Source organism: Coleofasciculus sp. FACHB-712 (assembly GCF_014695635.1).
GTDB lineage: Bacteria > Cyanobacteriota > Cyanobacteriia > Cyanobacteriales > FACHB-T130 > FACHB-T130.
This window is the reverse complement of the sequence record NZ_JACJOQ010000524.1, coordinates 1-10,358: the sequence shown is the minus strand read 5'-3', so window position 1 is coordinate 10,358 and position 10,358 is coordinate 1. Positions and strand designations below refer to the sequence as shown.

The 10,358-nt window shown below is 44.7% G+C and carries 13 protein-coding genes; 8 read left to right on the top strand and 5 right to left on the bottom strand.

Annotated features, from left to right (window positions below; genetic code table 11):
• A partial coding sequence (locus tag H6F50_RS17875) for a FeoC-like transcriptional regulator (RefSeq protein WP_242029009.1) occupies positions 1 to 177 on the bottom strand: 177 nt, incomplete at its 3' end.
• 69 nt (positions 178 to 246) lie between these two features.
• Here H6F50_RS17875 and H6F50_RS27685 point away from each other — a divergent pair.
• Complete coding sequence (locus H6F50_RS27685; RefSeq protein ID WP_277877581.1) at positions 247 to 378, top strand: hypothetical protein; 132 nt, start codon at positions 247 to 249, stop codon at positions 376 to 378.
• Between the two features lie 94 nt (positions 379 to 472).
• Here H6F50_RS27685 and H6F50_RS17870 read toward each other — a convergent pair whose 3' ends face one another.
• Entirely contained in the window at positions 473 to 622 is a 150-nt protein-coding gene (locus H6F50_RS17870; protein ID WP_190413005.1) for a hypothetical protein, read from the bottom strand.
• 105 nt (positions 623 to 727) lie between these two features.
• Between H6F50_RS17870 and H6F50_RS17865 the strand changes: the two genes are divergently transcribed.
• A complete protein-coding gene (locus tag H6F50_RS17865; RefSeq protein WP_190413006.1) occupies positions 728 to 988 on the top strand; it encodes a hypothetical protein in 261 nt (86 codons plus the stop codon).
• 36 nt (positions 989 to 1,024) lie between these two features.
• On the opposite strand, the gene H6F50_RS17860 is transcribed toward H6F50_RS17865, so the two are convergent.
• The 3 genes from H6F50_RS17860 to H6F50_RS17850 all read right to left on the bottom strand — a co-directional run bounded on the left by H6F50_RS17860 (position 1,025) and on the right by H6F50_RS17850 (position 5,002).
• Complete coding sequence (locus H6F50_RS17860) at positions 1,025 to 3,223, bottom strand: fused MFS/spermidine synthase (RefSeq protein WP_242029087.1); 2,199 nt, start codon at positions 3,221 to 3,223, stop codon at positions 1,025 to 1,027.
• 360 nt (positions 3,224 to 3,583) lie between these two features.
• Positions 3,584 to 4,321 (bottom strand): hypothetical protein, encoded by a 738-nt coding sequence (locus tag H6F50_RS17855; RefSeq protein WP_190429733.1) that lies wholly within the window; start codon positions 4,319 to 4,321, stop codon positions 3,584 to 3,586.
• Between the two features lie 219 nt (positions 4,322 to 4,540).
• On the bottom strand, positions 4,541 to 5,002 hold the full coding sequence (locus tag H6F50_RS17850) for a DUF2127 domain-containing protein (protein WP_347276166.1): 462 nt from the start codon (positions 5,000 to 5,002) through the stop codon (positions 4,541 to 4,543).
• A 375-nt stretch (positions 5,003 to 5,377) separates the two neighbouring features.
• Between H6F50_RS17850 and H6F50_RS17845 the strand changes: the two genes are divergently transcribed.
• The 6 genes from H6F50_RS17845 to H6F50_RS17820 all read left to right on the top strand — a co-directional run bounded on the left by H6F50_RS17845 (position 5,378) and on the right by H6F50_RS17820 (position 10,031).
• Complete coding sequence (locus H6F50_RS17845; RefSeq protein WP_190429731.1) at positions 5,378 to 6,646, top strand: HhoA/HhoB/HtrA family serine endopeptidase; 1,269 nt, start codon at positions 5,378 to 5,380, stop codon at positions 6,644 to 6,646.
• 298 nt (positions 6,647 to 6,944) lie between these two features.
• Positions 6,945 to 7,280, top strand: coding sequence for a hypothetical protein (locus H6F50_RS17840; protein ID WP_190429730.1), 336 nt, complete (start codon positions 6,945 to 6,947; stop codon positions 7,278 to 7,280).
• A gap of 130 nt (positions 7,281 to 7,410) precedes the next feature.
• The gene (locus H6F50_RS17835; RefSeq protein ID WP_190413014.1) at positions 7,411 to 7,779 is read left to right on the top strand and encodes a YtxH domain-containing protein; all 369 of its coding nucleotides are present in this window, start codon (positions 7,411 to 7,413) and stop codon (positions 7,777 to 7,779) included.
• Positions 7,776 to 8,294 (top strand): DUF948 domain-containing protein, encoded by a 519-nt coding sequence (locus tag H6F50_RS17830; RefSeq protein WP_190429729.1) that lies wholly within the window; start codon positions 7,776 to 7,778, stop codon positions 8,292 to 8,294. The genes H6F50_RS17835 and H6F50_RS17830 overlap by 4 nt, the downstream gene beginning before the upstream one ends.
• A 26-nt stretch (positions 8,295 to 8,320) precedes the next feature.
• A complete protein-coding gene (locus H6F50_RS17825) occupies positions 8,321 to 8,968 on the top strand; it encodes a rhomboid family intramembrane serine protease (protein WP_190429728.1) in 648 nt (215 codons plus the stop codon).
• Between the two features lie 259 nt (positions 8,969 to 9,227).
• The gene (locus H6F50_RS17820; protein WP_190413017.1) at positions 9,228 to 10,031 is read left to right on the top strand and encodes a TPM domain-containing protein; all 804 of its coding nucleotides are present in this window, start codon (positions 9,228 to 9,230) and stop codon (positions 10,029 to 10,031) included.
• Positions 10,032 to 10,358 lie beyond the last annotated feature (327 nt).

The window sequence follows — 10,358 nt, the reverse complement described above, 5'->3', positions numbered from 1 at the left end:
CAGGCTTCCACCCTGCTTTTCTGGTTTTACGTGACCTTTCATTTTCTTTTGTTTGAGCAGTCTCTGTACAAAGGCTTTGCTCACATCAAATCTGGTTGCTAATTTCCTAATCGATGTGTTTTCTTGTTCGTATGCTTTGACTACTTTTTCTCGAAAGTCGATGGAGTAAGGTTTCATTCTACCTGTTCATGCACTGACCTCAATGTACTCTATATACCTGCAATCTGCTGTAAGTAGGGGTGGGCAATGCCAGAACCTCACCCTAATCCCTACCTGCTCTTGGCAAGGAAAGCTGGAGCCGCAGGCTCTATCAGGGTAGGGTTGCGCTTAATGGCGGGGAATCAGGCGGATTTAACATGGCATTGTCACTTCGATTGATTCCCATCTTCTACTTCAGGAAAAAAAATTTCAATTTGATTGTGTGTGCCGGTTGAAGAATTGTCTACTGCTAGAGGCAGTAGTTGTTTGGACTTCAAAGCGCGATCGCTCGTTTTTCCCCAAGCCGCAAGTGTTGATACAGCAAGGAGTAGCCAACTACATCGGCTAAAAAAGAACACAGAAATAGCATCAGGGTAGAAAGTCGGCTAAGAGAGTGACACAACAACGATTGTGGGCTATGCAAAAGTTTCTTATTTTAAGTAAGTACCGCAACAAGAACACGCTGATCGCTCAATCTGAGCGATTTAGGCGTAAATCGAGCAAATATTGAAAATAAAGAGCGAAAGTCATGCAAAAAGACCTGAACTACCCAATGATGGCGATTGTTAACGATTTAGATGCTCTGATGACCGAAATAGATGAAAATCCACAACTCTCTTCATGGGTCGTTCGTCTGGTACTCAAATCAATTAAAGAAAAAGCCAAGAGAATGGCTACCGAGACAGCGCCTCAATCAATTTATTTGAATCAGCCTCCTTATCTCGATGCTTTTGCCAACTCATCCACACTCAACACCTCACAAATCAAAGTATTACGGCAGCTACGGTAGATTGTATACGGCGTGCGATCGCATCGCATCTGTCATTCACCCGGCTTTTCTAGCTGCAAAGGCACGTAATACTCGGAAGATATTAGAAAAATCATCTGTCCACAGAGGCGCTGATTTTGTTTCCGGGATGGGTTGCCAGCGCGAGTCACTGACGAGATTGCCCAAATCTTTTTGATTACGAGCAAATAGCACCCAGTGAGAAGGAGATTTCCCGATTTCCCGCTCAGATTCAGAAATATCTGCTTCTCTCTGCCTCAGTGTAGACAATCCTAAATCCTGAGCTAAAGCGCCCAAAACCGGCTCAAGATTCAGGAATCGATTAGAAATGTTAATGACAATTAACCCTTCTTTAGCTAACTTACTCAAGTAAAGCTGAATGGCTTCCTTCGTTATTAGGTGGATGGGGACTGAATCCGAGCTGAAAGCATCCATGAAAATCAGGTCATAGCGATTATCTGGAACTTCAGTAAATCGCAACCGAGCATCCCCTAAAACTACAGATAATGGCGCTTTTGAATTCTGTAAAAAGGTGAAGTAACGAGTGTCACGAGCTAACCTTTCAATAGTCGGATCGATTTCATAAAAAGTCCATTGTTGCCCCAATTCTGAGTACGCAGCTAGCGTCCCAATTCCCAACCCTAGCACCGCAACATTTTTTGGAGGTTTTGTTTGATTCAAAGAGCTAAATAATTGCCCAATGGGACCAGTAGGATAAAAATAAGTTAAAGGTTCATTGTGCCGTTTTGGGTCGAGACTTTGTTTCCCATGCAGGATCGTTCCATGCAAAAGACTATGATAGCTGCCGCGCCTATCATCTAAAACCCGATAGACGCCAAAAAAGCTGCGTTCGGTATCGAGAATACCACCGAGAGTTCCTATCGAAAACTGGCTAATTAAAACAACCAAAACTAAGCCTAAACCAAACCGGATTGGATGTAGCTTGAAGGCGTAAAAAATGCCAGCTAGGATGCTAAAACCGATAAGGTCGCCTATCAGGTTATTCGTAAAATTCTTGCCAGTAAAACCAACCAGCAAAGTGCCGATTAAAAGACCTAAACTGATGGGAAAAGTTAAACGTCGCTGTAGGTTAGATAGGGGATCGTCTGCCTCCTTAGAAGTTTGCATAAGGAGGAGACAAAGTACCATAATCAGAGGATACTCCAGGACAGATTGAAATAAAAGCGGAGCCGCAATTGCATTAAATAATCCGCCGAGGACACCCCCGACAGAAATCCACAGATAAAAATTAGTGAGATACTGCGTACTGGGACGACTTCGAGCTAATTTTCCATGAAAAACACAAGCCGCCACAAAAAATCCTGCCAAATGTAAGGGAAATAATACCCATATTGGCTGCATCACCTGAATTAAAAATAAAATTATTAGTATAGTCAACCATAAAGGTAAAATTGCCACTAAAACTTTATGAGGCAAAAGTGGTTTACGGGCAAAAGTTAAAATAAATGTTAATAGATAAATCGCTAAAGGAATTGCCCACAAAAGCGGAATTGCTGCAATGTCTGTCGTTAGATAAGTGGTAACTCCTAGAAGTAAACTAGAGGGTAAAAATGATAGTAATACCCATTGTGCTTTCTGTCGAATCGTGGGAGTTTCTTCTGTAAGCGCGGATTTGTTGCCTACATTGGCGTCCCCAGAAGCATTTTGAATAAACCCGGCGTTACCCGCTTGTAAACTGTTGAATTTTTCAGGTGATCGCCATAGGCATACTGCACATCCTAGAGTGAGCAAAACCAATAATCCGTAACCGATTGTCCATAGCCAACTTTGGTGTGTCAGCGAAAAATTTGGTTCAATTAAGATGGGGTAGCTGAGAACCCCTAACATACTGCCCAGGTTACTCGCAGTATAGAGGAAATAAGGATCGGAACTCGCTGGGTGTCCTGTCTCAGCAAACCACTTTTGCACTAAAGGCGCACTGGTAGCAACCACAAAAAAGGGAATTCCGACACAGAACAGTAGCAAAACTAACAGCCAAGGGATAGGATTGGCATCATGAGGAGGAATCCAATTCTTAGCAGGAGTAACGGGTAAAAAGACTATTGGTAATAGCAGAAAAATAGTGTGAATAACAGCTTGCTGGCGAACCCCAAACCAACTCGTTGTGATGTGGGAATAGCCATAACCTAGTAATAAAATTGCTTGGAAAAAGAATAGGCAAGTGTTCCATACTGATGGAGATCCGCCTAATAAAGGCAGAATCATCTTGGCAACCATCAATTGTACCCAGAAAAGGAGGAAAGCACTAACAAAAAGGGTGAAAGAAAAAAGAATAATCAAAAGCACTGCTCCTTTGGTAGATAGCTGAGCCTTACATTAATTATATTTGCAACAGCCCACAATGCAATTCAGTTTGTATAGCTAATTAAAAAAATCCAGTTTTTATTCTATTAATTCGTTTAATCTTGACTTATTTTTTTTAATGTATACTTATGTCAAATTCAGCTTCCATTTTTGGCCGATTTCCCACTTTTTCTCAAAGGTAAAATCAGTCAATTCGTTGTGATTTTGCACCAACTCATAACTGATGTAGATATCGTCTTGGTACGTCGGTTCAACTAGCGATCGCGTATCCCTTCATCCCTCACTCCGCGCATCCCTCAAGCCTTCTAGGAAGCCGCGTTGAGCGTGCGATCGCATATTCTCCTCGCTCAACTCCATCAAGCACACCAATTCATGTCCTTTGTAATATTCTGGATTCCGTTCTAAAAAGTAGCGCACATCTGGTTTATGCTGAAATCCTTCTTTAATCTCTGCCCAGCTTCCTCGCAAATGCCCTAGCGACGAGGGAAAGCGAATTAACCCACTCGCAGGATCGTAGTCATCTCCAAATTTTGTCTGAGCTAGGTAATCCATCAACGCCTGATAATTTACTGGCGTTGGATATCGCCAAGTCGGATAAAAACGTTGGGCAAATACCGACAAGTAGCGATACGTCCGGTATCCCTTAACAATTAGAAACCAATATAAAGGTTGCTCCATTGCTTCGCCTTTAATCTTCCCAGCCAGACGACACCACGCCAATGGCAGGGTTTGTTCTCCCCAATATTGATGATGGATAATCGTATCGCCGGAGAAAATAGCACGTTTCGGCTTTCCTTCAAATTCAAACGAAAGAATCGCCAGTGTGGAAAAACCTTGAAGTTTTTCCTCTTCATTCCACAGCAGGATTACATAATCTTTGTTACTCAAATCCTGTTGAAAAATTTCCCAACTGCTGCCATCGTAATACTGGGTATATAAGTCATACATCAAGCGGATTAGGTACGTTTGGATTTTTGGTTTAGGGACAACTTCAGCTTTTAAACGGTTCATAGAGTCAGAAAATAGCCAATATAAACTGCTGGATTGTCAGTCCATCATAACAGTCCAATTTCTGAGTAGGGTCTAAAAAGGCTGGCTACCATGTAAACGCTTCCTAAAGCTGTCAGAACAGGGGTCAGCTAAATTAAGTCAAGTAACTTTTAATCAAAAATATCCAATCTGGGATTTTAAAGTTAGCGATCGCTGTCTGCTCAAGCCGGGTTTCAATTTTTACTGCGATTGCCCATCATCGCGGGTAGAGAGTGAATGACGCAACAAATACCAAAACACAGCTAAATTTACCAAAAAAACTGCTAGCTTTAGTAGCGATATTCTGCGGAATAGCTCAAAAATTTCAGGTGGAATACTAATCCCTACCAGTACCAAAACTAATATTTTTGCCCAACCTTTTTGATACCAAAGACCGATTCCCTCAATCGCAGTTAAAATCGCGTAGAGTCCAACAGCTATGCTGGTAAACTGCAAAGTTTTAGGGTTAAAATTTAAAATCTTGTCCAGAGTCCATTTAATAATGTCTAATTTACCTTCTAAAGCACAAGATTCTGAAAAATCAACCAAAAGCTGGTGTTCTTTGACTGTTAATCCTAAAGCGATCGCAATCACCGCAAGCAGTAAAGCACTGAAGATTTTGTAAATAACGATTGCCACTAAACCCGCTGGGCGCTTAGTAATATTTTTCACATGAATTACCCGTGATTTTGGTGAATGAGTCAGCCGCTTCTGGAACACCCGAACAATTAGGCACTCGCTTACGTTTGATCGTATGCGGGCGAGTGGGGCAAAGCTGCTCCTTTGAGAGGTATTCCAAAAAGTAGATATCTCCTCTCCAGCCCCAAGAATTTTCATTAGAGTGCAACATCAACGTCACAAGCACGTCACATGAGATGTCTAGATTAAGAGATGTAGAGATGTTAAACAAAGCATCTATACAGGCAAATTTACATAGCGTTTTCACGCGGACGCACTTGGTAAACCAGCGGATAACAGAGCTGTCTTCACCAGAGCCAAGCGTACAGAATTTTAACTTCCTTGTCGCAGGTGTCAACAATGAAAAGCAAACAGCAAGATAGCGATTATAATTCCAGGCAACCCAACCAGAAAGGATTTGACGCTTCGGCACCTAAACCCTGGCAAAAGGCAGCCACCTATGTATCGCTGGTGCTGCTGGGAGCTGGTGTCACCTTCTCAGGCGGCTATCTGGGGTCAAATACCCTGCTGTCCTCCAAGGAGTCTACTTCTAAAGTGTCTCTAAGCCCAGGAGTTGCGGTTGCTCAGGCACAACTACCACTTAGCACAGACACTAACTTTGTTACAGAAGTTGTGGACAAGGTGGGACCAGCAGTGGTGCGGATTAATTCTTCCCGCACGGTGACACAACAACTCCCTGACGCTTTCAATGACCCCCTCTTCCGCAGGTTCTTTGGCGCTGAGTTGCCGACTGGCCCACAAGAGCGAGTCGAACGGGGTACGGGATCGGGCTTTATTATCAATACGGATGGTCAAATTCTCACCAATGCCCATGTAGTCGCTGGTGCCGACACTGTAAACGTCATTCTCAAGGATGGGCGCACCTTTACAGGTAAGGTGATGGGTACAGATCCGGTAACAGATGTCGCCATCGTTAAAATTCAGGCGGATAATCTGCCGACGGTGCGTTTGGGTGATTCAGATCGGCTGAGACCTGGGGAATGGGCGATCGCTATCGGTAACCCCTTGGGTCTAGATAATACCGTCACAACAGGGATTATTAGTGCCACCGGACGCTCTAGCTCTCAAGTTGGCGTTCCCGATAAGCGGGTAAACTTTATCCAAACAGATGCCGCGATTAATCCGGGTAACTCAGGCGGGCCACTGCTGAACGCCAAAGGTGAAGTGGTTGGGATGAATACAGCGATTATCCGGGGTGCCCAAGGATTAGGCTTTGCGATTCCTATCAATACCGCTCAACGCATTGGCAATCAGCTGGCGACGACTGGCAACGTGCAACATCCTTATCTGGGCATCCAGATGGTGAAACTCACGCCTGAAGTCAAACAGCAAATCAATGAAGATTCCAACAGTCGCGTGAATATCAGTGCGGATCGAGGCATTCTTGTCGTCAGAGTCATGCGAAACTCCCCTGCTGCCAATGCAGGGTTACGCACGGGAGATGTTATCCAAAAAATCAACGGTCAATTGGTCACAGACACAGACACAGTACAACAGCAAGTAGAAAGGAGCCAAGTGGGCAGTAGTTTACAGATGGAGGTGCTTCGAAATGGGCAAACGATTAACCTACCTGTAACCACTGCGGCTCTCCCGACCCAGAGCGAGTAGTGTGTTAATAGCTTTCTCAATCAGTCAGTAAGACAAGGTTTCTGAGGATGGGTATTTTGCCCATCCTTTTTGTATGTATTATCAGATTCCATAGGGGCATGGCGCAAATACGCCCCTAGATCGGGAATGGGAGGTTAATAAATTCACCATCTTTCAAGTCTCCTTAACTCAGAAAATTATCCAACTCTAAGCACTACCTACTAGCGAGGTAGTTGAGGGGTTGATGAAGCAAGAGATGAACGATCGAAAAGCAGTAGATGAGTCAAACTAGAGAGGCTAGGTGCTTTCAGGATGAGAGATGGTGACAATTGTTGTGGTTTTCAATGTGCTGCTCTCGCTGATGCTGTTGTATGTTGCCTGGAAAATCCGAAAACTGCGATCGCGTCTGGCAAAAATTACAAAGATTGTACTCGCAGCCGAGCGGAATACTTATAACGTCCTAAGGGGTGCCCCCAAGATTCTTTCTAAAGGTCAGCTTGGGGCTAATTTGCTCACAGAGCGATATCAGCAACTCGATCCTCAACTACAACGGGTGCAAAAAATTTTGGCATTGTTCGGTTTGGGACAAAAACTCTGGCTGCGGAATAAGCCAAAGTCCATAGGAATAACGCAGCGCTTCTGGCGCAGGAGTTGAAACTACCCAAACCACTGCTGTTAAGATAAGGGCGATTTTCTTTTTCCAAAGGTACTCGTATTGCTGCCTGTACCAACGACGGATGAAGGAAAACTGCCTAAAATTGGAATTAAGACATAGAGACTAGAAAATGTCAAACAACCGTGCTGGATCATTTATTGGTGGTCTGCTGCTAGGCAGCGCTCTTGGAACCATTACCGGATTATTGGTTGCCCCTCGTACAGGTCGAGACACGCGGCGGCTGTTAAAAAAATCTGCCGATGCCCTACCAGAATTAGCCGAAGACCTATCGACCAGCGTGCAGCTGCAAGCTGACCGTCTCTCAGAATCAGCACTGCGAAACTGGGATGAAACGCTTTTGAGATTAAAACAGGCGATCGCTGCTGGAATTGAAGCCTCTGCACGCGAACAAGAAGCACTCAAACAAATCATGGATGAAGAAGTCCAGGCTGATGCACGCCCCCTTGTAACCACAGACGATAGGCGATCGCAAGAGTGACTGAACCCTTATTTTGGTTAGGATTGTCGGTTTTACTGGTGGCGGTTAGCTTAGCTGCCGTCTTAGTATCGCTGCTGCCAGCGGTACAAGAATTAGCGCGGGCAGCTCGCAGCGTAGAAAAGTTAGCAGATACGCTAAACCGAGAAATGCCCCCCACACTAGAATCAATTCGCCTGACGGGTTTGGAAATTAGTGACTTGACAGATGATGTCAATGAAGGCGTCAAGAGCGCCAGTCAAGTTGTTAAACAAGTCGATCAAAGCATTAGCGGTGCTAAGAAGCAGGCTCAAAACGTGCAAGTTGGCACCCGCAGCGTCTTTGCCGGTGTGAAAGCTGCTTGGAAAACTTTCAAGCGTCCTACGGGAGGGCGTAGGTCAATCGAGCGTTTGCCACCAGGGCAAAGAAATGGTTTTGAGCCTCGTGGATACGGTGATTCTTATCAAGACACTGAAAATGCCTCCACTTCTCATAAAAATTATCAGGAGTGGGAGTCGTCAGACTCAGAAGATTATTAATACAGATGCCGTTGAGAATACCAGCTATGAGAAAGAATCAGGGAAACTCAGAACCGACCGATTCTGCAACTGACTTGCTACTAGAGGATCGTTCATCAAACCGCAGACGAAACAACCAATACAACGGTGTTTTTGCCCTGATTTTGATCAACCTAGTTATCTTTATTGCTGACCATATTCTCAGCCTCAATCTTCAAGGTTTATATCTCAATCATGCCCGCCCAGCCTTTTATCAGTTCTTCACGGCGATGTTTTGTCATGCCAGCTGGGCGCACTTGTCGGGAAATCTATTTTTTCTTTATATCTTTGGTCGCCTAGTTGAGGAAGAGGAAGGGATCTTCGGGGTGGTCGCTTCCTACATCATCTGCGGACTGGGCGCTAGTCTGATGAGTTGGCTTTTCCAGCATGGGCCAATCTATTCTTTAGGGGCTTCGGGAGCCGTCTTTGGCTTATTCGCGGTCAGCGTGTTGATTAAGTTGAGCTGGAATTGGCGCAAAGTCTTGGAAGTTCTGATTTTGGGTCAGTTTGTGATTGAGCGAGTGTTCTTTGAATTTCAACAAACTGGGATTCAAGACGGGGTAGACCATTTTGCTCACTTAGGAGGCGCTGTTGTAGGAGTAGCGCTGATTATGGGTTTGATGCGGCTTGACCCCACCCGGTTTCGGAAAACTTAGTTAGTGCAGTAGACATCGCACCAGAGCAGCACAAGAGTCAGGGGTGATTCCATGCAACATCAAAGCTGGCATGGAATCACCCCTTTTTTCTCTTCCCTCTCCCCTTTTCCCTCAGCCCTCAGTCCTTATCCTTAGTCCTTTTCCCTCTCCCCTCCTGAATAGATACCCCTAGAGACTCCTTGTATTAAAATATGGTAAACAAGTGTAAAGAAATATTAGTTTACCTAACCCATTCGCTTTTAAAGAAACCGAACTGCCAATGAAGCCTCTTCCTAAACAACGAATTGTGGCATCTTTAGTCGCATTTTTCCTGGCTTTGTCCATTTGGGCGATCGCTCCCGTTGCTCACGCCTATAACAATCCCGACTTACTGCCGGAGACTCCTACCCCGATCATTGACTTAGCCAAAGCCTTGACAAATATTCAGGAAGAGGGATTGGTCAAAAACATAGAGAGTTTTGAAGCAGAAACAGGTTGGAAGCTGCGGGTATTAACTCAATACGACCGCACCCCTGGTCTTGCCTTAAAAGATTATTGGAGCTTGGATAATAAAAGCGTGTTGCTGGTTGCCGACCAACGCGGCGGTAATATTCTCAACTTTAATGTAGGCGATGACGCTTATAAACTCATGCCCCGAACCTTCTGGATTGAGTTGCAAACGCGCTTCGGCAATCTCTACTTCGTGCGCGAAAATGGCGAAGACCAAGCCATCATTCAATCATTAGAAACCATTCAAACCTGTCTGCGTCAGGGAGGTTGCCGGGTTGTACCCGGACTGCCCAGAGAACAGTGGATTCTCACTCTAATTACCTCCATTGTGGGCGGAATTATCTGCGGCTTTGCCGCTGTACCCCGCAAAGAGGGACAAATTTTTGCATGGCAGTGGGCTTTAATATTCTCTCCCTTGTGGGGAATTCTATTCATTGCTTTTGGTCTCGGCCCCGTTGTCACTCGCACCTCGGAGTGGTTGCCCCTGTTTCGCAACTTCGCCGGTTTTTTCATCGGTGCTTTAGTCGCTTACCTATCACCAATGATCGTTCAGTCTTCGGCTCCGGAAACTTGAAAAAATCCGTCAGTGTCTAGAATATTTCCAGGCTTTGCCAGAGAATGAGGGCAAGAGGCAAGAGGCATCTTCTCACACCTCTTGCCCGGAAAAAGCTGATATCGCAATCCTATTTGATTTGTCAGATTTTTTTAACGAATTGCTAAACATACCTGCATACAGCAAGAAGATTTCATAACATCTTTCTATCTTCTTTCTCTTCCTTTATTTCTTTGTCGTTTAATAACACTCTTTTGGTTTTCAAAAATCATTTCGGACTGCTAGCTGGTAAGCTGATAGCTAAAAGCTGAAAGCGAATCGCTATGGAATGGCACGTAACGGATGCCC